Genomic DNA, 24,534 nt, shown 5'->3' with positions numbered 1-24,534 from the left:
TTGAGTCCGGCCTCTAAAAATGCCGTTCGCGCCCTGCAAACAGGTCGCGTAGATTGCCGCGATGGCGCCAGACGATCAAGCCCGTGAGGGCGCTCATGGGCAGCAGTGCTGCCGGTTCCTGCCAGGCCAGTAGCGGCAGGGTCAGTGGTGTAGCGATCAGGGCGGCCAGCGAGCTGGTTCGGGTCAGGTAGAACGTCAGCAGCCAGGCGCAGACCGCCAGCAACGCGGCGGGTGGATACAGGCCCAGCAACATTCCGGCAGCGGTGGCGACGCCCTTGCCACCGCGAAAGCGGAAGTACAGCGGGAACAGGTGACCGATGACGGCGCAGACGCCGATCCAGGCCTGATCCTGCAGGGAAAGGCCCGCAGCAGCGGCGATCAGTACGGGCAGCAGGCCTTTGAAGAGATCGCCGAGCAAGGTCAGGATGGCGAGTTTTTTGCCCGCCAGGCGCAACATGTTGGTAGCACCGGCATTGCCGGAGCCACTCATTCGCGGATCCGGGTTACCGGTCAGTCGGCTGAGCAAAATGGCGAAGGACAGAGAGCCGAGCAGGTAGGCGAGGATCGCCAGTAACCAAAACATGCTAACTATTCCGGGCGAGGACGCCCTGATTCTAACGGCGCATTGCGCCCTTGTCGTGTAGCGGAGAAAAGTGCTTGGACAGAGTGTTTATCGAGGGCCTGGAAGTCGATACCGTGATTGGTGCCTACGACTGGGAGCGAGGCATCCGGCAATGCTTGCGTCTGGATTTGAGCTTTGCCTGGGACAATCGCCCTGCCGCGGCCGGCGATGACCTGACCCTGGCGCTCGATTACGCGAGCGTTTCGTCGCGCATCCAGGCCTTTGCCGAGCAGGCACAGTTCCAGCTGGTTGAAACATTCGCCGAACGTTTGGTTGAAGTGCTCATGAGCGAATTCAAGATTACCTGGATGCGTCTCAAGTTGACCAAGCCAGGTGCCGTTCCTGCCGCTACCGGTGGCGTGGGTGTGGAGATCGAGCGCGGATGTCGCTAACCCAGGTGTATCTCGGGCTCGGTAGCAACATCGAGCGCGAAGCCCATTTGCAGGCCGGCCTGGAAGCTTTGGCGGGTTTTCTGGTGGATATCCATTGCTCGCCGGTTTTCGAAAGCCAGCCCGTCGGCATCAAGAGCGGGCCATTCTTCAATTTCGTGGTCTCGGCGTATACCGACCTTCCCCTGATGGAACTGGATCGCCGCTTGAAGTTTATTGAGGCGGATAATGGTCGTTATGCACCTGAACGCCGAGGTTTGCCGCTGGATATCGATGTTTTGCTGTTCGGTGATCTGGTGGGTAATTTCGATGGCTTGGTCTTGCCGCGGGCAGAAATCCTGAAAAATGCCTTTGTGCTGTGGCCGTTGTCGTTGATTGCGCCGGATCGGGTGCATCCGGGCGTAGGCAAAAGCTTTGCGATCTTGTGGAGTGAAGCTCAGATTGATCAGGTGTTGGCGCCGGTTGCGTTTGAGTGGCGTGGTGAGCAACTGACGCCCTCAGATTTGCTGTGATCCTGTTGGCGTCATCGCGGGCAAGCTTTATTCCTACAGGATCTGCGCTACCTCTGAAGGAGCGAGGCTTGCCCGCGAAGCTGTTCAGGCGGACGTCGCCTCTTTGTAGGCCTTCAGTGCCTTCAACCGCTCGCGCTTGATCGCCTCACCCAATTCCGGCCCCTTGAATCCCTTCTCCAGCAATGGCTGAACTGCCACGCTACGAGCCGCTTGCGCGGCACCGCGCAGATAATCCGCCTGTGGATAACTTCTCTGCTCCAAGCCTTTGCGCCCTCGGGCGTCCATCTCGCACGCCGCGATGAATTCCTCGAACCGCTGTGGCCGACGGTAAACGTCGAAGCTTTGGAGCAACTCCAGCAATGTCGATGGCTTCAGCTCAAGGGCGCGATGACCGTGGGTGTGATACTCGCCCACCAGCAGCGCCAATTCCTGACAATCCCTCGGTGCCTTGAAGCGTTCATTGACCGCTTTGATCAGCTTCAATCCCTTGAACTCATGGGCAATGTGTCGTGGCCATTGTTCTTCCGGCGTCAGGCCTTTGCCCAAGTCATGCAGCAGGCAGGCCCAGCGTACGGTGAGCGGTTGTTGGTGCTGCGCCGCCTGTTCCAGCACGCTCAGAGTGTGCACACCGGTATCGATTTCCGGGTGGTGGGCCTCGGGTTGCGGTACGCCGAACAGGGCGTCTATTTCCGGCATCAGCACCTTGAGCGCGCCGCAGGCTCGCAACACTTCGATAAACACCTGAGGTCGATCTTCCATCAGAGCGCGGGAAATTTCTTTCCAGCTGCGCTCCGCCGTCAGTGCTTGCAGTTCACCTGACTCGCTGAGCTGGCGCATGAGCTCCAGTGTCTCGGCGGCAACGGTGAATCCGAGCCCGGCATAACGCGCAGCAAAGCGGGCAACGCGCAGAACCCTGAGCGGATCTTCGGCGAATGCGGGAGATACATGGCGAAGAATGCGCGCTTCGAGGTCACGCTGACCGTGGTAGGGGTCAGTCAGGTTTTGCTGGTCGTCCTCGGCGATGGCATTGATCGTCAGGTCGCGGCGGATCAAATCTTCTTCAAGGGTTACTTCAGGGCTGGCGTGGAACGTGAACCCGCCGTAACCGCGGCCACTTTTGCGTTCAGTGCGGGCGAGGGCGTATTCCTCACCGGTTTTTGGATGTAGGAACACCGGGAAATCCGCACCGACGGGGCGAAAGCCCTTGGCAAGCATCTCTTCGGTAGTGGCGCCGACCACCACACGGTCGATGTCAGTGACAGGAATGCCCAGCAGGCGATCGCGCACCGCGCCGCCGACTTTATAGATCCGCATAAAAAACCTCCGTTAGCTCGACAGGATAACCGTTGCGTCGGGCTTTCGGAGGCACAAACAGAATCAAAGGTGAATGACAGCCAGGTCCAGCCGCCCGTAATCGCCTTCACTGTGTTCACCTTTGGGGGGAACATGGTGAGTTTTCATCACCTGATCCCCTTGCAGGGTTTCCAGGTGAATGTCGAAGCCCCAGAGCCGGTGCAGGTGCTTGAGCACTTCCTCGGTGGACTCTCCCAGCGGTTTGCGGTCGTGTTGCTGGTGGCGCAGGGTCAGCGAGCGGTCGCCGCGGCGGTCGATGCTGTAGATCTGCACGTTGGGCTCGCGATTCCCCAGGTTGTACTGGGCGGCGAGGGTTTCACGAATGGTGCGATAGCCGCCCTCGTCGTGAATCGCCGGAACCAGCAGGTCGTCCTTCTGGTCATCATCGAGAATGCTGAACAGCTTCAAGTCGCGAATCACCTTGGGCGACAGATACTGCAGAATGAAACTCTCATCCTTGAAACTGCTCATGGCGAACTTGATGGCGGCCAGCCAGTCGGTGCCTGCAATGTCGGGGAACCAGCGGTAGTCCTCCTCAGTGGGCTCCTCACACATGCGACGGATGTCACGGTACATGGCAAAGCCCAGTGCGTAGGGGTTGATGCCGCTGTAGTAGGGGCTGTCGAAGCCAGGCTGGAAAACCACGCTGGTGTGGGATGTGAGGAACTCCATCATGAAACCGTCGGTCACCAGGCCTTCGTCGTACAGGTCGTTCATCAGGGTGTAGTGCCAGAACGTGGCCCAGCCCTCGTTCATGACCTGGGTTTGGCGCTGTGGATAAAAATACTGGGCAATCTTGCGCACGATGCGCACAATTTCCCGCTGCCATGGCTCCAGCAGCGGCGCATGTTTTTCGATGAAGTACAGAATGTTTTCCTGCGGCTCGGCGGGGAAACGTGCGTTGTCCTTGTCGCTGTATTTGTCCGCGCCTTTGGGAATGGTTCGCCACAGATCATTGATCTGTTTCTGCATATGCTCTTCGCGGTCCTTTTGCCGACGGCGTTCTTCTTCGGCGGAAATCGGATAAGGCCGCTTGTAGCGGTCGACACCGTAGTTCATCAGGGCGTGGCAGGAATCGAGGAGGTCTTCCACCGCGTCGATACCATGACGTTCTTCGCACTGCATGATGTACTGCTTGGCGAACACCAGGTAATCGATGATCGAGCTCGCGTCGGTCCACGTGCGGAACAGGTAATTGCCTTTGAAAAAACTGTTGTGCCCATAACAGGCATGCGCCACAACCAGCGCCTGCATGCAGATGGTGTTTTCTTCCATCAGGTAGGCGATGCACGGGTCGGAGTTGATCACGATTTCGTAGGCCAGCCCCATCTGGCCACGTGTATAGGACTTTTCGGTGCTCAGGAAATGTTTGCCGTAGGACCAATGGTGATAACCCAGCGGCATGCCGACGGAGGCGTAGGCGTCCATCATCTGTTCGGCGGTGATCACTTCGATCTGGTTAGGATAGGTGTCGAGGGCGTAGCCCGCCGCAATACGGCTGATTTCGCGGTCGTAGGCCTGGATCAGCTCGAACGTCCATTCAGAGCCGGTGGAAATGGGTTGGCGCTTCTGCTCTTTGGCGGTCATGTCACTAACCTGCGCTGGAAGAGTTCACGAAAGACCGGATAGATATCCCCGGCCGAGACCAGTTGTTGCTGGGCAAAAGTGTCGGAAAAGGCTTCGGCGATGCGCTCGTATTCGAACCACAGGGCCTGGTGTTCGCGTGGGGTTATCTCAACGTAAGTGTAGTACTGCACGAACGGCATGATCTGGTTGATCAGAATGTCGCGGCAGATTGGCGAGTCGTCGTTCCAGTTGTCACCGTCGGAAGCCTGGGCGGCGTAGATGTTCCATTCGTTGCTTGGATAACGCTCGGCCATGATCTCCTGCATCAGTTTCAAGGCGCTGGAGACGATGGTGCCGCCGGTTTCGCGGGAGTAGAAGAACTCTTCCTCATCCACTTCGCGGGCACTGGTGTGGTGGCGGATGAACACGACGTCGATCTTGTCGTAGTTACGCTTGAGAAACAGGTACAGCAGGATAAAGAAGCGCTTGGCGATGTCTTTGGTCGCCTGGGTCATCGAGCCGGAAACGTCCATCAGGCAGAACATCACAGCCTTGGAACTGGGATTGGGTTGTTTGATGAGCAGGTTGTATTTGAGGTCAAAGGTGTCGAGGAACGGCACGCGATGAATGCGCGCGCTGAGTTTTTCGATTTCCGCCTCGAGTTCCTGAATATCGCCGAAGTTGTCCGGTTCTTCCTGCTTCAATCGCAGGAGTTCTTCCTTGGCTTCACGCAGTTTTGCGCGGCTGCTGCCGGACAGGGCGATCCGCCGGGCATGGGCCGAGCGCAGGGTACGAATGATGTTGATCCGTGATGGGTTGCCTTCGTTACTGATCCCCGCACGAACGGTCTTGAAGGTGTCGGTACCGGTCAGGTTGCGCTTGACCAGGTTCGGCAGTTCCAGGTCCTCGAACATGAATTCGAGGAATTCTTCCTGGGTAATCTGGAAGACGAATTCATCCATCCCTTCGCCGGAGTTGCCGGCCTTGCCAGGTCCTCTGCCCCCGCCACCTCCCGGCGGGCGGGCAATGTGCTCACCGCTGGTGAATTCCTTGTTGCCCGGGTGCACGACAGTCTGCTTGCCACCGCGACCATGGTGAAGCACCGGCTCGTCGATGTCGCGGCCGGGGATACTGATTTGTTCGCCGTGCTCCATGTCGGTAATGGAGCGCCGGCTGACCGCCTCTTCGACAGCCTTTTTGATGTGATCACGGTAACGCCGCAGGAACCGCTGGCGGTTCACCGTGCTCTTGTTTTTGCCATTGAGACGTCGGTCGATCACATAGCTCATAGGGAGCCCTCCGGGCAGCTACAAGTCACAAGCTTCAAGCTACAAGCACGAAGCTTTCAAAGCAAACAGAGCCACCAACAGCCTCAAGCGCCCCTACGGTGTGCTTGAGGCTGGTAGCTTGCCGCTTGCAGCTGCCTTACTGCGATTTTCTCACCCGCAGATACCACTCGGACAGCAGTCGTACCTGTTTGTCGGTGTAACCCCGCTCGACCATTCGTGTGACGAAGTCGTTGTGTTTCTGCTGATCCTCTTTGCTGGCCTTGGCGTTGAAGCTGATGACCGGCAGCAAGTCCTCGGTGTTGGAGAACATTTTCTTCTCGATGACCACCCGCAGTTTTTCGTAGCTGAGCCAGGTCGGGTTTTTACCGTTGTTGTTGGCCCGGGCACGCAGTACGAAGTTGACGATTTCGTTGCGGAAGTCCTTCGGATTGCTGATACCGGCCGGTTTTTCGATTTTTTCCAGCTCCTCGTTCAAAGCCACGCGGTTGAGGATTTCGCCGGTTTCCGGATCGCGGTATTCCTGGTCCTGAATCCAGAAGTCGGCGTACAGCACGTAGCGGTCGAAGATGTTCTGGCCGTACTCGCTGTAGGATTCCAGGTAAGCGGTCTGGATCTCCTTGCCGATGAATTCGATATAACGTGGCGCCAGATATTCCTTGAGGAAGCGCAGATAGCGTTCGCGGGTCTCGGCCTGGAACTGTTCCTGCTCGATCTGCTGTTCCAGCACGTAAAGCAGATGCACCGGGTTGGCGGCGATTTCGTGCGGGTCGAAGTTGAATACCTTCGACAGGATCTTGAACGCGAAACGGGTCGACAGGCCGTTCATGCCTTCATCGACACCCGCGTTGTCGCGGTATTCCTGGATCGATTTGGCCTTCGGATCGGTATCCTTGAGGTTTTCCCCGTCATACACGCGCATTTTGGAATAGATGTTGGAGTTTTCCGGCTCCTTCAGGCGCGAAAGTACGGTGAACTGGGCCAGCATCTTCAAGGTGTCGGGGGCGCAATGGGCTTTGGCCAGCGAGCTGTTGAACAGCAATTTGTCGTAGATCTTCACTTCGTCGCTGACCCGCAGGCAGTACGGCACTTTGACGATGTAGATCCGGTCGATGAAGGCTTCGTTGTTCTTGTTGTTGCGGAAGGTGTGCCATTCCGATTCGTTGGAGTGAGCGAGCAGGATCCCGGTAAACGGAATCGCGCCAAGACCTTCGGTACTGTTGTAGTTGCCTTCCTGAGTGGCGGTCAGCAATGGGTGCAGCACCTTGATCGGCGCCTTGAACATTTCGACGAATTCCATCAGGCCCTGGTTGGCCCGGCACAGCGCACCCGAGTAGCTGTAGGCGTCGGCATCGTTCTGCGGGAATTCTTCCAGTTTGCGAATATCAACCTTGCCCACCAGTGCGGAGATGTCCTGGTTGTTTTCGTCGCCCGGTTCGGTTTTGGCGACGGCGATCTGGTTAAGGATCGATGGATAGAGTTTCACCACGCGGAACTGGCTTATGTCGCCGCCAAACTCTGCCAGGCGTTTTGTCGCCCATGGCGACATGATGGTGTTGAGGTAGCGCCGTGGAATCCCGAAGTCTTCTTCGAGGATTGCCCCATCTTCAGTGGAGTTGAACAGCCCCAGCGGCGATTCGAAAACCGGTGAGCCCTTGATGGCGTAGAAGGGCACTTTTTCCATCAGTTGCTTGAGCTTCTCGGCCAGGGACGATTTACCGCCACCAACGGGACCGAGCAGGTAGAGGATTTGTTTCTTCTCTTCCAGGCCTTGGGCGGCATGGCGGAAATACGACACGATCTGGTCGATGCATTCTTCCATCCCGTGGAAGTCTTCAAAGGCCGGATAGCGGCGGATCACCTTGTTGGAGAAGATTCGCGACAGTCTCGAGTTGGTCGAGGTGTCGAGCAGCTCCGGTTCACCGATGGCCAGGAGCAGACGCTCGGCAGCGGAAACGTAGGCGCTACGGTCCTTCTTGCACAGTTCGAGATACTCTTGCAGCGAGAGTTCTTCCTGGCGTGTGGACTCGAAGCGTTGTTGGAAGTGGCTAAAGATACTCATGACGTCACCTCGCTCGATACGTGGAGCCGACGCCGGATCACTCAGTCGATGCTGGCAGCAACCGAACAGGCGGTCGCTGTTTACCCCCCAGAACTCTTTCACAGCTGACGACTGCGAAAGCTACTCCCGATGATCCGCGCGCCGGTGTACCGGCTCTCCCCTGTTTTGGATGGCCTGCGCTTAAGGATAGTTGGGAATTCGGGAGGTAAAGGCGAGATACGTAATTAGTTGTGGCAGACCGTTCGTCTGCCACCGCGCTAGCCCACGGCAGCCGCGGGCTTGCGTGTTACAAAAAAATTATTCGGAGGAGCCTTGCGCCGTTTCCGAAGGATAAGTCGTACGCCACAGCTCAAAACCGCCATCCATGCTGTAAACGTCAGAGAAGCCCTGACTGATCAGGTAGGCGGCTGCGCTTTGGCTGGAATTGCCGTGATAGCAGACCACCACGGTCGGCGCGTCGAGGTCGGCAGCGCGGATGAAGTCCGAGATCGAATGGTTATCCAGGTGTTTGGAGCCACTGATGTGCAAGGCGGCATAGGTGGCCGGGTCGCGGATGTCGACTACGACGGCGCCCTGTTCGCGCAGGGTCTGGGCCTGTTGCGGGGGAATACGTTTGAATTCGCTCATGGCGGGTTCCTGTGGCTCGGCTGTAAGCGCAGTCTAACGCGGGACGCTGACTGACGATGGTTCGCAAATGGATGGGGCGACTGGTGGCGTGGCGGGGTGGCCATGCTCTCCGCATTTGCAGGAGAGGCGTTCAAGGCTGTCGACATTCATCAGTGTCAGGGCGCCGCCCCAGACGCAGCCTGTGTCGAGGGCGTAAATACCCGGGGCGTCGACATTGCCTTCCAGGGCGGCCCAGTGACCGAAGATGATTTTCAGCTCCCTGGTCTTGCGTTCCTTGTGCTGGAACCAGGGCTTGTAGCCTGCCGGTGCGGTACCCAGGCCTTCCTTGCTCTTGAGATCGAGTTTGCCTTCGGCCGTACAGAAGCGCATCCGCGTGAAATAGTTGGTGATCACTCGCAGGCGCGTCACGCCTTTGAGGTCGTTGTCCCATTTCGCCGGATCGTTGCCGTACATGCCGTCAAGGTATGGCGGGAACAGGTTGTCGTCACGCAGCGCGGTTTCGACTTCGGCGGCGCACTTCAGGGCTTTACGCAGCGACCACTGCGGTGGGATGCCGGCATGCACCAGTGCCAGGTTTCGTTGTTCGTCGTAATGCATGAGCTTTTGCTGGCGCAACCAGTCCAGCAATTCGGCGCAGTCCGGGGCCTCGATGATTTCGAGCAGGGTGTCGCCTTTTTTCAGGCGTTCGATGTTCTGCCCGGCGGCCAGCAGATGCAGGTCATGGTTGCCGAGCACGCACACCAGCGATTCACGGATGCTATAGAGGAAGCGCAAGGTTTCGAGCGATTGCGGACCACGATTGACCAGATCACCGACCAGCCAGAGACGATCCCTGGCCGGATCGAATGAAACTTGTTTGAGCAGGCACTGCAGGGCTCCAAGGCAGCCTTGCAGATCGCCGACGGCATACGTTGCCATCAGTGCAACGACCCCGGCACCGCAAGGCGGAACGGTGCGATGACCGCATCGAAGTGTTTACCATCGTCGGCAATCATCTGATACGTGCCCTGCATGGTCCCGACCCTGGTGGTCATGACCGTGCCACTGCTGTAAGTATGGCTTTTGCCGACGTCGATCAATGGCTGTTGGCCGACCACGCCGGCGCCACGAACCTCTTCCACGTGCCCGTCACCATCGGTGATCACCCAGTGCCGTGACAACAATTTCGCCGGTATCAGGCCATTGTTTTTTACGGTGATGGTGTAGGCGAAGGCAAAGCGGTCGTGTTCGGGTTGCGATTGTTCTGCCAGATAGCGGGTGACGACGCTGACGTCGACCTGATAACGAGGATCGGACATGCAAGAGGCCTTAAAAACGAAGCGGGACGCGGGGCATAGCTGATGAGGTTCAGTCTAGGCCAAGTACCGGGTAGTAAACCAGACATGGGCGCTGGTGTCCTACCCGATAACGCTTCAGTTCTGTCAGACGTCCGCTGGCTTGTGCTGGGATTGTTCGCTGAGTTTGTCAGCCAGGCGCACGAAGGCGGCCAGGTCGAGTTGCTCAGGGCGCAGGCTGCCATCAACGCCGGCGGCTTCGATTTCGGCATTGCTCAGCAGCAGCTTGAGGGTATTGCGCAGGGTCTTGCGGCGCTGGTTGAAGGCTTCGCGTACAACGCGTTCCAGCAGCTTGTGATCTTTGGCAGGGTGCGGCAACACGGCGTGGGGCACCAGACGCACGATGGCTGAATCGACTTTCGGTGGCGGGTTGAACGCCCCCGGGCCGACGTTGAACAGATGCTCTACCCGACAGTGATACTGAACCATGATCGACAAGCGACCCCAATCACCACCGCCAGGACCTGCCGCGAGTCGCTCGACCACTTCCTTTTGCAGCATGAAGTGCATGTCACGAATCAGGTGAGCGTTATGCAGCAGGTGGAAGATCAGCGGCGTGGAGATGTTGTACGGCAGATTGCCGACCACTCGCAGACTGCCTGGCGCCGCATTCAGGCTGTTGAAGTCGAACTTCAGTGCATCGCCCTGGTGCAGGTTGAAATTGCTCTTGCCGGCAAATTGCTGGTTGAGGATCGGGATCAGGTCCTTGTCCAGTTCAACCACATCGAGTTGAGCGCCGCTGCCGAGCAGGCCCTGGGTGAGTGCGCCCTGGCCCGGGCCGATTTCCAGCAGACGGTCCTCGGCTTTTGCATGGATGGAGCGCAGGATGCGGTCGATGACGCCGGCATCATGCAGAAAGTTCTGGCCAAAACGCTTGCGCGCCTTGTGTTGGTATTGCTCGTTCATAAACGGGTCTCGGCCATCTGGTAGGCGGTTTCCAGGGCGACTTGCAGGCTGCCGGTGTCGATCTTGCCGCTGCCGGCCAGGTCCAGGGCGGTGCCGTGGTCGACCGAGGTGCGGATGATCGGCAGACCGAGCGTCACATTGACGGCTGCGCCGAAGCCTTTGTATTTCAGCACAGGCAGGCCCTGGTCGTGGTACATCGCCAGCACTGCGTCGCAGTGCTCCAGATATTTGGGGGTAAACAGAGTGTCGGCGGGCAGCGGACCACGCAGGTCCATGCCTTCGCCGCGCAGGCGCTCTAATGTGGGTTCGATGATGTCGATTTCTTCATGGCCCAGGTGTCCACCTTCGCCGGCGTGGGGGTTGAGCCCGCACACCAGGATACGCGGCTGGGCGATGCCGAACTTTTCTTGCAGATCGGCATGCAGGATTCGTGTGACCCGTTCCAGACGCTCCGGGGTGATCGCATCGGCGATCTCGCGAAGTGGCAGGTGGGTGGTGACCAAGGCCACGCGCAAGCCGCGGGTGGCGAGCATCATGACCACTTGCGCGGTATGGGTCAGGTCAGCGAGGAATTCGGTGTGCCCGGAGAAAGCGATGCCGGATTCGTTGATCACACCCTTATGCACCGGGGCGGTGATCATGCCGGCAAAATGTCCATCCAGGCAGCCTTGGCCGGCGCGGGTCAGGGTTTGGAGAACGAAAGCGGCGTTGGCCTTGTCCAGTTGCCCGGCGACGACCTTGGCGTTCAACGGTGTATCCCAGACATACAGGCTGTTGGCTGGCGCGGGCAGATCCGGCCAGTTATCCGGCGTAACCGGCAGCAAGTCGACGGCCACACCCAGCAGCGCAGCCCGCTCGAGGAGCAGGTCGCGGCTGGTAATGGCAATCAAGGGGTGTGGCTGGGCTTGCGAGGCGAGCAGCAGGCACAGGTCAGGACCTATGCCGGCCGGTTCGCCGGGTGTCAGCGCGAAACGTTTGGGTTTCACTGCGCTGCCTGGTCGGCGCCAGGGAGTTTGATTTCTACGTACGCTTCGTCACGGATCTGACGCAGCCAGGTTTGCAGCTCTTCGTCGTATTTGCGGTTACGCAGTACGGTCATGGCTTGTTGCTCGCGAGCCTGGGTGGTGCTGTCGGTGGCGCGACGGCCAAGGACTTCCAGGACGTGCCAGCCATATTGAGTCTGGAAAGGCTTGGACAGTTGACCTTGCGGGGTCTTGGCCATCACTTCGCGGAACTCCGGGACCAGTGCGTTCGGATCGATCCAGTTCAGGTCACCGCCGTTGAGTGCGGACCCCGGGTCTTCCGAATAGCTTTTTGCCAGTTCGGCAAAGTCTTCACCCGCTTCGATTCGGCTGTAGAGCGACTGAGCCAAGGCCTTGGTTTTTTCTTCGTCACGGATCGGGCTTGGTTTGACCAGGATGTGGCGCACATGCACTTCATCGCGCATCTGGGTTTCGCCGCCGCGCTTGTCGAGGATCTTCAAAATAATGAAGCCGCCCGGAGTGCGCATTGGCTGGGTCACGTCGCCAACCGTCATGGAGCTCAGCAGGCGATCGAAGGGCGGTGGCAGCTGGGCAGCTTTGCGCCAGCCCATGTCGCCGCCTTCCAGTGCGGTTTCACTGGCGGATTTGGCGATGGCCAGCTGACCAAAGTCAGCACCTTGCTTGAGCTGCTGGTAAACCGCGTCAGCCTGTTTGGCAGCATTCTGAATCGCGTCGGAGTTGGCGCTTTCCGGCGTTGGAATCAGGATGTTGGCCAGGCGGAACTCCTCGGACAACTGCATTTTGCCGAGGTCGGACGCCAGGAAGTTCTTCACTTCCTGCTCGGTTACCTGGATGCGTTCGGCCACTCGGCGCTGACGTACGCGGCTGATGACCATTTCGCGACGGATCTGGTCACGCGCGTCGTCATAGGACAGACCGTCGCGAGTCAGGGCGGCGCGGAACTGGTCGACCGACATATTGTTGCGCTGGGCAATAGTGCCGACAGCCTGGTTCAGTTCTTCATCGGTAATGCGGATACCGGAGCGCTCGCCGATCTGCAATTGCAGGTTCTCGACGATCAGGCGCTCAAGCACCTGTTGCTCCAGTACGCTGGCCGGTGGCACGGCAGTGCCGCGCTTGGCGATGGTTTGCTGAACTTCATGGACGCGCTGGTCCAGTTGGCTCTGCATGACTACGTCGTTGTCGACGATGGCCACCACCTTGTCGATGGACTGTACCGCGGCGTTGGCCGCGGTACCCAGGAACAGCGCGCCCAGCATCAGCGGGCGCAGACAATCAGAAAGCTTGGTCTTCACGTTCACGATAACCTTGGATGCCTTTGTCGAGGAAGCTCTCTACTTTGGAGCCTGTGAGGCCGCCGAGTCCCTTCAGAACAATTTGGAGGAAGACGCCATGGTCGCCTTTTTCGTTTTCCGGAGCGTCTTGACTGGTTTCGTCATAATCGACCCAGTAACGGTTGATCAGGCGCAGTTTCCAGCAGCAGTTGTCGTACTCGAAGCCACCAAAGGCTTCCAGGGTACGGTTGCGGTTGTAGTCATACTGCCAGCGGCTGATGACGTTCCATTGCGGCACGACCGGCCAGATCACCGAGAAGTCGTGCTGGACGATTTTGTAGTAGTCCTTCACGTAGTCAGGCTGCCCGGGAACTCCGTAATCACCACCGCCCACCTGCCATTGACCGGTGTTCTGGTCGTAGCGGACCTGGTCATTGCGGTAGCGATAACCGGCGTTGACGACCTTGTTCGGGTTGTCTTCAGGCTGGTAGTGGAACATCGCGCTACCCGAGCGAGGGCTGCGGCTGTCCGGGTCCCAGTTGTAGTCGGCTGTGGTGCGCCAATCGCGGTTCCAGCGATATTCGTATTCCAATGCATACGGCGAAACATCGGAGTGCGCGTCTTCGCGGGTTTTTGCATCGATACCCGGCAACTGGACTTCGCGGTCCTTGAAGTACAGGGCCTGGCCGACGCTGATGCGTTGACGCTCAAAACCATCGTCTTCGATCCAGCGGCTGGTTACACCAAGCGACAGCTTGTTCTCGTCGCCGACACGGTCAGAACCGGAGAAGCGGTTATCCCGGAATAGCGACGCATAATTGAAGGTGTATTCGCTGGTGTCGAACACAGGAATGTCTTCCTGATCCTTCTCTGGAACATAAAGATAGAACAGGCGCGGTTCGAGGGTCTGGCGGTAATTCTTGCCGAACCATTGGGTGTTGCGATCGAAATACAGGCCGCTGTCGATGCTGGCGATCGGTACAGCGCGGTTCTGGTTGCTGTCGAACGTGCCGTTGAGACGGTCCTGTTCTGCAGTCTGCGCGGCAATCTGGCTCTTGCCGATGCTGTCCAGATCCAGTTGATACTGCGTGTACTGATACTTGAGCTTCGGCGTCAGGTAGCCATAGCTGGCCTCCATCGGGAAGCTGACGGCGGGCGCAAGGTTGAGGCGATCGCCGTTGGCGCGGGCCAGACCTTGTACGTTGGTGTCGAGGCGCGGCTCGACATTGCCGTCTTCATCGGTGAAGTTGCCGTTCTTCAAGTCCCGGTCGAACCGCACGAGCTCGGTATCGTAGGTGAAATTGAATCCACCCGGACGTTCCGGCAGCGCGCCGTTGAAGGTGATTTGCGGCAAGCGGTCGTATGGAGTGATGTTGGAAACGGTTGCCAGCTGATACGCCTGAGCATTCACGCGAGCGGTGTAGCTGTCGCCACGGTAGGTGACCGAACCCTGCTGGTTCACATAGTCAGCGCTTTTCACGCCAATCTGGTCAGTCTGCAGATCCTGGAAGTAATAAGGATCGCTGATCTTGGTGTAGTCGACTTGCGTGAACACGCGTGAGTCGAGACCACCCTTGTGCTGCCAGTTGTACATGTAGCGGGTTTTTTCGTAATCGGTCTGCAGCTTGCGATCGTCGTTCTCGTCATTGAGGTACGCGGCGCCGAACTGACCTTCGCTGGACTTGGTCAGGTAGCGGAATTCGCCTTCCATCAACAGGCCACGGTCGCTCATGTAACGCGGGTACAACGTGGCATCGTAGTTCGGTGCCAGGTTGAAGTAGTACGGCGTGACCAGCAGGAAGCCGGTGTCGGTGCCGGTGCCGATGGTCGGCGGCAGGAAGCCGGACTGTCGACGGTCGTCGATCGGGAAATAGATGTACGGCGTGTACAGAACCGGAATGTCCTTGACCCGCAGTGTCACGTTGGTCGCAGTACCGAAGCCGGTGGCCGGGTTCAGGGTGATGTTGTTGCCCTTGAGCTGCCAGGCGTTGCTGTTCGGTTCGCACGTGGTGTACGTACCATCCTTGAGGCGGATGATGGCGTTTTCGGCACGTTTGGCGTACAGCGCGTTACCGCGGATACGCGATTTGTGCATCACGTATTCGGCGTTGTCGATTTTGGCTTCACCGGTGTCGAGCTGCACGTCGGCGTGGTCGCCCACGATCAGGGCGCCGTTGTCGCGAACGCGCACGTTGCCGCTCAGTTCACCGCGGCTCTCGGCCTGGTAAAGGTTGGCTTCGTCGGCTTCGACCTGCATGCTGCCCTGGCGCATGACCACGTCACCGGCCAGGGTAGCGACTTGCTCTTCCTGCTTATAACGTGAGGCTTTGGCGCCGATAAAGGTTGGCGCATCGCTTTTATTCGTCTTGTCATTCATGCCAGGACGAATCGGTTCGATATAGGAACCAGAGCAATACGGACCGGTTTCGGCCAATTGCGCTGCGGTGAGCTGTTCACGGGGAACCCAGTCGAGGTGACTGTAGTCTTCGCTACGCGACTTCAGGCCACGGCCTTTGGATTCGGTGACGAGTACGGTCTTGGCGCCAGCGTCCTCGCTGGTACCGCTCTCGGCCGCAGCCTCGTCGGATGCGACTGCGCTGCCGTCATGCACGGGACGCGGAGGCAATGCAGCCGCCGGCGTCTTTGGCGCACAGTCCCAGGCACCCGAAGCAGAGACTGAGCAGTCATACTGTTCCGCGGCGACCACGAAGGAAGTGGCGAGGGGTTGCAAGGCCAGCAGACTGCCGGTTACCAACAACGGAAATTTTTTACGAAACGCGGGGGATTTCAATGCCATCTTATTAGTCCGGGCTTCCTGCGTGCCATCTGCCCGCGGTGTGGGCCGCACGCCTCTCGATGGTCTGAAAAAGATGCTGGATAATAAAGCATGACCCGCTTGACGGCTAGCGCCGTCGGAGACCCTTGCAATGCCTGACCAAGATGTACGTTTGCAACACCTGAAAGTTTGGCTCGATGAGCAATTGGCAATCCTTTTTGCGGATCAGGGCTGGGGTACCGTACCCCCGGCCACGTTGACCGCGGCCAGCAGCGACGCGAGTTTTCGGCGTTATTTCCGTTGGGAAGGCGCCGGGAGAAGTTTCGTCGTGATGGACGCGCCACCGCCCCAGGAAAACTGCAAACCCTTCGTGGATATCGCTTTTTTACTGGCGAAATCCGGAATAAATGTGCCGAAAATTTATGCCGAAGACCTCGAGCGCGGATTTCTTTTGCTCAATGACCTGGGCAACAAGACCTATCTGGACGTGATCGACAGCGAAAATGCCGATGCTTTGTTCGACGATGCCCTGCAGGCGCTGTTGGCTTTTCAGCAGTTGCCGATGGTCGCACCCCTGCCGAGTTACGACGTGGCATTGTTGCGGCGCGAGCTCGAACTGTTCCCGCAGTGGTACGTAAAACGCGAATTGGGCATCGAGTTCGACGCCGCGCAGCAAGTGCTCTGGCAGCAAGTCAGCGATTTGTTGATCGACAGCGCGCTGGCTCAGCCCAAAGTCCTGGTCCATCGCGATTACATGCCACGCAACCTGATGCTCAGCGAGCCGAACCCCGGCGTGCTGGATTTCCAGGATGCGGTCTACGGACCGGTGACCTACGACGTGACCTGTCTGTTCAAGGATGCGTTCCTCAGCTGGCCTGAAGAGCGCGTGCGCGGTTGGCTGGAAAGCTATTGGCAGCAGGCTTCGGCGCTGGATATTCCGGTACAACCGGATTTCGAAGATTTCCTGCGGGCCAGTGACCTGATGGGCGTGCAGCGTCACCTGAAAGTGATCGGCATCTTCGCCCGCATCTGTCACCGCGACGGCAAACCGCGTTATCTGGCTGACGTGCCGCGTTTCTTTGACTATATAGATGCAGTGCTCGCCCGCCGGCCTGAGTTGGCGGAGCTGGATGTGTTGCTCGCCAGTTTGCGCGCTGGAGTGAAAGCATGAAGGCCATGATTCTCGCCGCAGGTAAAGGCGAGCGCATGCGCCCGCTGACCCTGACCACGCCAAAGCCGCTGGTTCGCGCCGGCGGTGTGCCGCTGATCGAGTACCACTTGCATGCACTGGCGACTGCCGGTTTTACCGACATCGTGATCAACCATGCATGGCTGGGCCAGCAGATCGAAGATTACCTGGGCGACGGCTCGCGCTATGGCGTCAGGATCCAGTATTCGCCGGAGGGCGAGCCGCTGGAAACCGGCGGCGGGATCTTCCGCGCATTGCCCTTGCTGGGTGATGAGGCCTTTGTCGTGGTCAATGGCGATATCTGGACTGATTATGACTTTGCCGTGTTGCATCAGCCGATTGCCGGGCTTGCTCATTTGGTGCTCGCGAGCAACCCGGCCCATCACCCTGATGGGGATTTCCAATTGATCGACGGGCAGGTCCGTGACGGTCAGTCGGACGCGGCCACCCTGACCTACAGCGGTATCGCGGTGTTGCACCCGCAGCTGTTCGAAGGTTGCTCGGCCGGGGCGTTCAAATTGGCGCCATTGCTGCGTGCCGCAATGTCCGCCGGGAAAGTGTCCGGCGAGCGCCTGAACGGGCAATGGGTCGACGTCGGCACTCACGAACGCCTGTCTGAAGCCGAAGCCCTGATTGAAGCGAGACGCTGACGTGTTGTGGACAGGGACTCTGATCGGAGCCGGAGCGGGCTTTGCCATTGCCAGCATTCCGGGGGCCATGCTCGGTGCTTTGTTGGGGCAGGCGCTGGATCGGCGCCTGCATCTGCAAAGTTGGGCACATCTGCGGGAAAAGCTCGGCGGTCGCCCGGTTTTGCGCAACGATGAACTGCTGTTCGTGTTGCTCGGCAGGTTGGCCAAGTGCGACGGGCGAGTGGTGGACGGTCATATCCAGCAGGCGCGTCAGGAAATGCGCTCGCTGGAAATGAACGAATCAGCGCAGCGTCGGGCCATTGCCGCCTTCAATCGGGGCAAGTCGGGCAACGACCCGTTGCGCGGATACCTGCGCCGCCTGGGTCATCAGCCCCATGCCGCCGAAGGTGTCCTGCGCGCCTGCTGGCGGATGGTCTGGGCCGATGGTCGCGCGGGGCAACAGGAGCGCGAACTGATCGCGCAATGGGGCAAGTGGCTGGGCTGGTCGACTCGTCAGATCCTGGCGTTGGCCCAAGACTATGAGCCTCAGAAACGTCCAGAGGTTAACCGCGTTACAAGTTATCAGGATGCCTTGCGGCTGCTGGGGGTATCGGCCACCAGTGAGCCGGCGCAGATCAAGCGCGCCTACCGGCGTCTGCTCAGCCGCCATCACCCGGACAAGATTGCCGGCAGCGGGGCGACGGCGTCGCAGGTGCGTGAGGCAACCGAGAAAACCCGGGAGCTGCATAACGCTTACGCGCTGATCCGGCAGCGGCGGGATTTTCGCTAGTCGCCAAGGTGTGTCGTCAGTGATTACGCTATCGCGGGCAAGCCTTGCTCCTACTGGATTTGCGTCGTACATGAATTTCGCCATCGACATGAAACCTGTGGGAGCGAGCTTGCTCGCGATAGGGGGCACACGATCTGTCAATCCGCCGCATTCTGCGGATTCAACCAGCCCCGCACCCGGCGAACCAGTTGCTCCTGCTGCGCCTTGTCATTGCCCGGCAACGCCTTGAGCGCTACCTGGCTGAAGGCCGAAGTCTTCAAGCGTTTGCTGGCTTGCAAGCGAGCCAGCGCGGCGTTGCGATCCAGCGGTTTGTCCATGTAAAAGATGTCGGCTGTGGGCAATTTCAGGTTCGGTGCGAGCTGGTCCAGGTCGGGTTTCACTTGCGCCGGCGTTTGCGCGGCGACCATGACGAAGCGTTCGATTTGCGATGGCTGCCGCTCGCTCAGATACCGCGCGGCCCAATAAGCGCCGGTGCCATGGCCCAGAATGACGATGCTGCGAGCGCTTTGCTGTTCGGCAAACGCAATCGCCGCATCGATACGGGCGAAGATTCGTTCAGCGTCGGCCTTGGACTGTTCTTCGCTGGTTTCCGCGACGGGTTTGTCAGCCACTTCAGCTTCACCTCCCGCGACCTGCTCGATAGGGGCGGCGGTGGTCGCGTCCTTGCTGCCGGTATCCGGCGTTTTCGGCACGGGTGGCACTTCGACAATGCGTGGCGCGATGGCATCGCTTTGCAAGTCCGGCAAGGTGATACTCAGGCTGCTCCATTGCGCGTCTGGCAATTGGCGGCGCAACGGACCGATTGCTTGCGGCCAGTCAACGGTTTCGCCTGCGCCCGGGACGATAATCACCGCGCCTTTGGGCTCGGCGGTATTGGCCGGTTTCCACAGGGCCAGGAACGTGTCGCCGCCCGCTTGCAATTGCTGTTGCTCCTGGGACGGGATTTTTCGCTCGAGGGCGGCCGCTTCTTCCTGGCTACGCTCAGGCAACGGCTGGCGTTCAAGCGGTTTTTCTTCCGCCGGTTGCTCCATGGCGGCAGGTGCCGGGTCGGCGGCCTCGACGGAAAAAGCGCATGGCAGGATCAGCGACAGGCACAATGCTGGCAGTGCCAGGCGGTAGACAGGGGGCATCGGATATTCCAGGCCAGAAGTGATTCCGGCAGCCTAATGGGTTGGTCAGTATTTGTCAGTGTGTGAGAGTTCGATGATGCGTTTTCGCTGCCTGTGGGTTATCGGCTGGTTGTGCTTTCCCTTGATGGGCTGGGCGGCGGCCGCGCCACCGGCGCACGTCGCAGCTTTGTCTGCCGACCAGCAACAATGGCTGGCACAACAGGGCGAGTTGCGTGTCGGGCTGGTGTTGCAGGCTCCCTATGCTCAATACGATCGCCGTTTGCAGCGCTTGTCGGGGGTCAATGTCGAGCTGATGAAATGGCTGGCCAAGTCGCTCAAGGTCGAGCTGAGCTGGCGTAACTTTCCCGATCTCGAGCAGCTGGAGGCCGCCGCGCGTGCCGGTGAAATTGATATCGCCCCCGGACTGAGCCAAACGCCTGGCGGTCTGCGCCTCTGGCAGTTTTCCGATCCCTACATGCGGGTGCCGCAGCTGGTGGTCAGCGACCAGAAAAGCACCGGTGCAGTGGAACTCGAGAAGCTCGACAGCCAGACCCGCGTGGCCGTGCGAATGCCCAGCGCTACCGCCGACTACCTGCGCGGCAACTATCCGCACCTGAACCTTCAGGGCGTGCCGATGGAACGGCAGGCGCTGCAATTGTTGTTGAGTCAGCAGGCTGGCTATGCCGTGGTCGATGAGGCGCAGTTGGGACGGCTGTCGGTCGAACCGGAATTTTCCGGGTTGGTAGTCGTGGGTGATATTGGCCTGCCGCAGCTGCTACGGGTGGCTACGCTGCGCGACAAACCGCAACTGGCCGGCATTGTCGAAAGCGCACTGCGGGCGATCCCGGCCAAGGATCTGGAAACCCTGCACAACCAATGGCTGCAACCCAAGTACCCGCGACTCACCGAATCGCCCGGGTTTTGGCAAAACCTTTGCCTTTTGTTGTTGGTGCTGGTGTTGAGCTGCATGGCCATTGTGCTCTGGCAGCGTCGTCAGCAGCACAGCCTTGAGCAGCGACTGGCGGCCGCGCAGGCCGACATCGCCTTGCGCGCCGCCAGTGAAGAAGCCCTGCGGCTGACCCAGTTTTCCATCGATCAAAGCACTGTCGGCATCCTTTGGGTCAATTGGGACAGTCACGTGCGCTACGCCAACCGTGCCGCCGAAACCATGCTTGGCTATCCATCCGGCGGGATCATCGACCGTCCATTGATCGAGTTCGAACCCGGCCTGCACATGGATCGCTGGTTAAACCTGTGGAAGAGCGCCAGGGCCAGCGACGAAACGCCACAAAGTTTCGAAACCAATTGCTTGCGGGCCGACGGCAGCATCCTGCCGGCCGATGTTTCGCTGAGCTTCCTGCGCTTTCGCGATGGCGAATACCTGGTGGTTTATCTCACCGACGTTACTGAACGTCGCCGCGCCCTGGCAGCGTTGCAGGAAAGCGAGGCGCGGCTGCAGGGGATCGCGGCGAATGTACCCGGACTTGTCTTTCGCCTGGAACGGGCGCCAGTCACAGGTCAAATTGACTTTGCCTACATCAGCGAAGGCAGCGAGAGCCTGGTGGGATACTCGCCGGCGACCCTGGCCCATCGTGACAAAGGCTTGCGCAGCCTGGTGCACCCGGACGACAAGGCCAGTTATCACCAGACCCAGGATCATGCTCTGGATACCGACAGTGACTGGTCCTGGCAAGGGCGGATTCTCACGCGCCAGGGCGAACAGCGCTGGGCGGAAATCAAGGCGATCACCCGGCAACTGGAGGACGGCGCCTATGTCTGGGACGGCATCGTCTGGGACATCAGTGAGAGCAAACGCATCGAATTGGAACTGGCCAGCTCCCGCGAGCAGTTGCGGGAGTTGTCGGCGCACCTTGAGAGCGTGCGCGAAGAAGAAAAGGCGCGGATTGCCCGGGAAGTGCACGACGAGTTGGGGCAGATGCTGACCGTGTTGAAGCTGGAAACGTCCATGTGCGAATTGGCCTACGCGCAGCTCGACCCTGGGCTGAACGAGCGCTTGAACAGCATGAAACGTCTGATCGCCCAGCTGTTCCAGCTGGTCCGCGATGTGGCCACGGCATTACGCCCGCCGATTCTCGATGCCGGGATCGCCTCGGCCATCGAATGGCAGGCCCGGCGCTTCGAGGCGCGCACACAGATTCCGTGTCTGGTGCAGGTGCCGGACAATTTGCCGTTGCTCAGCGATGCCAAGGCGATCGGTCTGTTTCGTATCCTTCAGGAAGCGTTGACCAATGTCATGCGCCACGCCCAAGCGCATACTGTTGAACTGACACTGACCCGAGAAGGCGAAGTGCTGTGTCTGACGGTCAGTGATGATGGCGTAGGATTCGTCGCCGCAGCTGGCAGGCCAACGTCCTTTGGCTTGGTGGGCATGCGCGAGCGGGTGTTGATCATGGGCGGTGAGTTGTCGCTTGAGAGTGAGCCGGGGGAGGGCACGACCCTGAGTGTGCGAGTGCCATTGGATGAGGATAAATAAGTGATCCGTGTACTGGTAGCCGAAGACCACACCATCGTCCGCGAAGGCATCAAGCAGTTGATCGGCCTGGCCAAGGACTTGCTGGTGGTAGGGGAGGCGAGCAACGGCGAACAATTGCTCGAAACGTTGCGGCATGTGCCCTGCGAGGTGGTGTTGCTGGATATCTCCATGCCCGGTGTGAATGGTCTGGAAGCGATTCCCCGGATTCGTGCGCTGAACAATCCGCCGGTGATCCTCGTGCTGTCGATGCATGACGAAGCGCAAATGGCCGCCCGGGCGTTGAAAGTCGGAGCCGCGGGATATGCGACCAAGGACAGTGATCCGGCACTGTTGCTCACGGCTATTCGCCGGGTCGCCGCAGGCGGGCGTTACATCGATCCTGACTTGGCCGATCGCATGGTCTTCGAGGTCGGCCTGACCGATTCGCGACCGTTGCATTCATTGCTTTCGGAACGTGAGTTCTCGGTGTTCGAACGTCTGGCCCAGGGCGCCAACGTCAACGACATCGCCCAGCAACTGGCCCTGAGCAGCAAGACCATCAGCACCCACAAGGCGCGCCTGATGCAGAAGCTCAACATCACGTCGCTGGCCGAGCTGGTGAAGTACGCGATGGAACACAAGCTCCTCTGACGCTGTGCCCAATCCCCCTGTAGGAGCCAGGCTTGGCGGCGAAGGCGTCCTCGAAATCGCCTTCGCCGGCAAGCCTGGCTCCTACAGGGGGACGGCGCCGGCCGTATCCATTCGCGACAGCCCCTGGATACCCGTTTTGCCGTTGCTTGCGGCCTGCAGCTGACAGCTTGTCGCCGCGTTTGCCAAAACGCGCCATCCTTGTAGGGCAATCCCTACCCCCAACCTTCCATCCGGCTGAGGCGAATCTCTCCTGCGCCCCGATTTGCGCAGGTCCCAGCGTCCACTAGGCTTAGTCCACAGCAGTCATCAACAACAAAGGTGTGGGTATGAGCCAGGTCGATTCAAGTGCAGGGGCCAATGATGTTCTGGTCAGCTTTCGTGGAGTGCAAAAGAGCTACGACGGCGAGAACCTGATCGTCAAAGACCTCAACCTGGACATTCGCAAAGGCGAATTCCTCACCTTGCTCGGGCCGTCCGGCTCCGGCAAGACCACCAGCCTGATGATGCTCGCCGGTTTCGAAACACCGACCGCGGGCGAAATCCTGCTGGCCGGGCGCGCTATCAACAACGTGCCGCCGCACAAGCGCGACATCGGCATGGTGTTCCAGAACTACGCGTTGTTCCCGCACATGACCGTCGCCGAGAACCTGGCGTTCCCGCTGACCGTGCGCGGCCTGAATAAAAGCGACGTCAGTGACAAAGTCAAAAAAGTCCTGAGCATGGTGCAGCTCGATACGTTCGCCCAGCGTTACCCGGCGCAACTGTCCGGCGGTCAGCAGCAGCGTGTGGCACTGGCTCGCGCCTTGGTGTTCGAACCGCAACTGGTCCTGATGGACGAACCCCTCGGTGCCCTCGACAAGCAGCTGCGTGAACACATGCAGATGGAAATCAAACACCTGCACCAGCGTCTGGGCGTGACCGTGGTCTACGTGACCCACGACCAGGGTGAAGCCTTGACCATGTCTGACCGGGTGGCGGTGTTCCATCAAGGCGAAATCCAGCAGATCGCGCCGCCGCGCACCCTCTACGAAGAGCCGAAAAATACCTTCGTCGCCAACTTCATCGGCGAGAACAACCGTCTCAATGGCCGCCTGCACAGCCAGACCGGCGACCGCTGCATCGTCGAGCTGGGGCGTGGTGAAAAGGTCGAAGCCCTGGCGGTCAATGTCGGCCGGACCGGCGAACCCGTCACCTTGTCTATCCGCCCGGAACGCGTGAGCCTCAATGGTTCCAGTGAGTCGTGCGTCAACCGCTTCTCCGGAAGGGTGGCGGAATTCATCTATCTGGGCGACCACGTCCGGGTTCGCCTGGAAGTCTGCGGCAAAACCGACTTCTTCGTGAAACAACCGATTGCCGAGCTCGATCCGGGGCTGGCGGTCGGCGATGTGGTACCGCTTGGCTGGCAGGTCGAACACGTTCGTGCGCTCGACCCACTTCTAGAGGCGAACTGATCGCCCTTCTGCTTCACCAACCCTGCACGTGGAGAACAATATCAATGTTGAAATCCCTGAAATTCACAGCTCTGGTCATGGGCATGATCGGCGCCTCGCACGCGATGGCCGCAGGCCCGGACCTGACCGTGGTGTCCTTTGGCGGGGCGAACAAGGCGGCGCAGGTCAAAGCCTTCTACGCACCGTGGGAAGCGGCGGGCAACGGCAAAATCGTGGCGGGTGAGTACAACGGTGAAATGGCCAAGGTCAAGGCCATGGTCGACACCAAAAGCGTGTCCTGGGATCTGGTAGAGGTTGAATCGCCGGAGCTGTCCCGTGGTTGTGACGAAGACATGTTCGAGCAACTGGACCCTGCGCTGTTCGGCAAGACCGAAGATTATGTCAAGGGCGCCATCCAGCCATGCGGCGTGGGCTTCTTCGTGTGGTCGACCGTGTTGGCCTACAACGCCGACAAGCTGAAAACCGCACCGACCAGTTGGGCGGATTTCTGGGACACCAAGCAGTTCCCGGGCAAGCGCGGCCTGCGCAAAG

22 protein-coding genes are annotated in these 24,534 nt (G+C 59.4%); 9 read left to right on the top strand and 13 right to left on the bottom strand.

The genetic code is table 11. The annotated features are described in order from the left end of the window. Positions 1 to 13 precede the first annotated feature (13 nt). Positions 14 to 583, bottom strand: a complete 570-nt coding sequence (plsY, locus tag D8U18_RS25925; protein ID WP_056853546.1) for a glycerol-3-phosphate 1-O-acyltransferase PlsY — start codon at positions 581 to 583, stop codon at positions 14 to 16. Positions 584 to 657: 74 nt separating this feature from the next. Here plsY and folB point away from each other — a divergent pair, with 74 nt between their 5' ends. Then, entirely contained in the window at positions 658 to 1,014 is a 357-nt protein-coding gene (folB, locus tag D8U18_RS25920; protein WP_008051601.1) for a dihydroneopterin aldolase, read from the top strand. Continuing rightward, positions 1,005 to 1,523, top strand: a complete 519-nt coding sequence (folK, locus tag D8U18_RS25915; RefSeq protein WP_131108934.1) for a 2-amino-4-hydroxy-6-hydroxymethyldihydropteridine diphosphokinase — start codon at positions 1,005 to 1,007, stop codon at positions 1,521 to 1,523. The genes folB and folK overlap by 10 nt, the downstream gene beginning before the upstream one ends. 84 nt (positions 1,524 to 1,607) lie before the next feature. Here the strand turns inward: folK and D8U18_RS25910 are convergent, their stop codons facing one another. The 11 genes from D8U18_RS25910 to D8U18_RS25860 form a co-directional block, all read right to left on the bottom strand. Next, entirely contained in the window at positions 1,608 to 2,837 is a 1,230-nt protein-coding gene (locus D8U18_RS25910) for a multifunctional CCA addition/repair protein (RefSeq protein WP_056853544.1), read from the bottom strand. Between the two features lie 63 nt (positions 2,838 to 2,900). Then, the gene (locus D8U18_RS25905) at positions 2,901 to 4,463 is read right to left on the bottom strand and encodes a SpoVR family protein (protein WP_056853543.1); all 1,563 of its coding nucleotides are present in this window, start codon (positions 4,461 to 4,463) and stop codon (positions 2,901 to 2,903) included. Next, the gene (locus D8U18_RS25900; RefSeq protein ID WP_056853542.1) at positions 4,460 to 5,731 is read right to left on the bottom strand and encodes a YeaH/YhbH family protein; all 1,272 of its coding nucleotides are present in this window, start codon (positions 5,729 to 5,731) and stop codon (positions 4,460 to 4,462) included. The genes D8U18_RS25905 and D8U18_RS25900 overlap by 4 nt, the downstream gene beginning before the upstream one ends. 136 nt (positions 5,732 to 5,867) lie before the next feature. Further along, complete coding sequence (locus D8U18_RS25895) at positions 5,868 to 7,790, bottom strand: PrkA family serine protein kinase (RefSeq protein ID WP_007980217.1); 1,923 nt, start codon at positions 7,788 to 7,790, stop codon at positions 5,868 to 5,870. Positions 7,791 to 8,087: 297 nt separating this feature from the next. After that, a complete protein-coding gene (glpE, locus tag D8U18_RS25890) occupies positions 8,088 to 8,417 on the bottom strand; it encodes a thiosulfate sulfurtransferase GlpE (protein ID WP_056853541.1) in 330 nt (109 codons plus the stop codon). A gap of 33 nt (positions 8,418 to 8,450) precedes the next feature. After that, complete coding sequence (locus D8U18_RS25885) at positions 8,451 to 9,335, bottom strand: symmetrical bis(5'-nucleosyl)-tetraphosphatase (RefSeq protein WP_130905968.1); 885 nt, start codon at positions 9,333 to 9,335, stop codon at positions 8,451 to 8,453. After that, positions 9,335 to 9,715: a Co2+/Mg2+ efflux protein ApaG gene (gene apaG, locus D8U18_RS25880; RefSeq protein WP_056853539.1), complete on the bottom strand. Its 381-nt coding sequence runs from the start codon at positions 9,713 to 9,715 to the stop codon at positions 9,335 to 9,337. Before apaG ends, D8U18_RS25885 begins: the two co-directional genes overlap by 1 nt. Positions 9,716 to 9,838: 123 nt before the next feature. After that, positions 9,839 to 10,657, bottom strand: coding sequence for a 16S rRNA (adenine(1518)-N(6)/adenine(1519)-N(6))-dimethyltransferase RsmA (gene rsmA, locus D8U18_RS25875; RefSeq protein WP_056853538.1), 819 nt, complete (start codon positions 10,655 to 10,657; stop codon positions 9,839 to 9,841). Continuing rightward, positions 10,654 to 11,643: a 4-hydroxythreonine-4-phosphate dehydrogenase PdxA gene (pdxA, locus tag D8U18_RS25870; RefSeq protein WP_056853537.1), complete on the bottom strand. Its 990-nt coding sequence runs from the start codon at positions 11,641 to 11,643 to the stop codon at positions 10,654 to 10,656. The genes rsmA and pdxA overlap by 4 nt, the downstream gene beginning before the upstream one ends. Next, complete coding sequence (gene surA / locus D8U18_RS25865; RefSeq protein WP_177435066.1) at positions 11,640 to 12,962, bottom strand: peptidylprolyl isomerase SurA; 1,323 nt, start codon at positions 12,960 to 12,962, stop codon at positions 11,640 to 11,642. Before surA ends, pdxA begins: the two co-directional genes overlap by 4 nt. Beyond that, positions 12,937 to 15,732, bottom strand: coding sequence for an LPS-assembly protein LptD (locus D8U18_RS25860; RefSeq protein WP_131108932.1), 2,796 nt, complete (start codon positions 15,730 to 15,732; stop codon positions 12,937 to 12,939). The genes surA and D8U18_RS25860 overlap by 26 nt, the downstream gene beginning before the upstream one ends. A 130-nt stretch (positions 15,733 to 15,862) precedes the next feature. On the opposite strand from D8U18_RS25860, the gene D8U18_RS25855 reads away from it, so the two are divergent. Genes D8U18_RS25855 through D8U18_RS25845 form a run of 3 tightly spaced genes read left to right on the top strand, consistent with a single transcriptional unit; the run spans position 15,863 to position 18,319 of the window. Further along, positions 15,863 to 16,882: a phosphotransferase gene (locus tag D8U18_RS25855; RefSeq protein WP_056853534.1), complete on the top strand. Its 1,020-nt coding sequence runs from the start codon at positions 15,863 to 15,865 to the stop codon at positions 16,880 to 16,882. Next, a complete protein-coding gene (gene murU, locus D8U18_RS25850) occupies positions 16,879 to 17,550 on the top strand; it encodes an N-acetylmuramate alpha-1-phosphate uridylyltransferase MurU (RefSeq protein ID WP_130931021.1) in 672 nt (223 codons plus the stop codon). The genes D8U18_RS25855 and murU overlap by 4 nt, the downstream gene beginning before the upstream one ends. 1 nt (position 17,551) lies before the next feature. Then, the gene (locus tag D8U18_RS25845) at positions 17,552 to 18,319 is read left to right on the top strand and encodes a TerB family tellurite resistance protein (RefSeq protein WP_131108984.1); all 768 of its coding nucleotides are present in this window, start codon (positions 17,552 to 17,554) and stop codon (positions 18,317 to 18,319) included. Between the two features lie 137 nt (positions 18,320 to 18,456). On the opposite strand, the gene D8U18_RS25840 is transcribed toward D8U18_RS25845, so the two are convergent. Beyond that, a complete protein-coding gene (locus tag D8U18_RS25840; RefSeq protein ID WP_131108930.1) occupies positions 18,457 to 19,449 on the bottom strand; it encodes an alpha/beta hydrolase family protein in 993 nt (330 codons plus the stop codon). 73 nt (positions 19,450 to 19,522) lie between these two features. On the opposite strand from D8U18_RS25840, the gene D8U18_RS25835 reads away from it, so the two are divergent. The 4 genes from D8U18_RS25835 to D8U18_RS25820 form a co-directional block, all read left to right on the top strand. Continuing rightward, entirely contained in the window at positions 19,523 to 21,922 is a 2,400-nt protein-coding gene (locus D8U18_RS25835) for a sensor histidine kinase (RefSeq protein ID WP_131108928.1), read from the top strand. Beyond that, positions 21,923 to 22,552 carry a response regulator transcription factor gene (locus D8U18_RS25830; protein WP_020798801.1) on the top strand — a complete coding sequence of 210 codons (630 nt, stop codon included), beginning with the start codon at positions 21,923 to 21,925 and terminating at the stop codon, positions 22,550 to 22,552. A gap of 326 nt (positions 22,553 to 22,878) precedes the next feature. Beyond that, positions 22,879 to 24,003, top strand: a complete 1,125-nt coding sequence (locus tag D8U18_RS25825) for an ABC transporter ATP-binding protein (protein WP_056853529.1) — start codon at positions 22,879 to 22,881, stop codon at positions 24,001 to 24,003. Positions 24,004 to 24,047: 44 nt separating this feature from the next. Next, the coding region (locus D8U18_RS25820) for an extracellular solute-binding protein (protein ID WP_241664358.1) at positions 24,048 to 24,534 on the top strand (487 nt) is incomplete at its 3' end.

Source organism: Pseudomonas sp. Sample_10 (assembly GCF_004321495.1).
GTDB lineage: Bacteria > Pseudomonadota > Gammaproteobacteria > Pseudomonadales > Pseudomonadaceae > Aquipseudomonas.
Note: the sequence above shows the minus strand (reverse complement) of the source record. Positions and strands in the feature narration are given on the sequence as shown.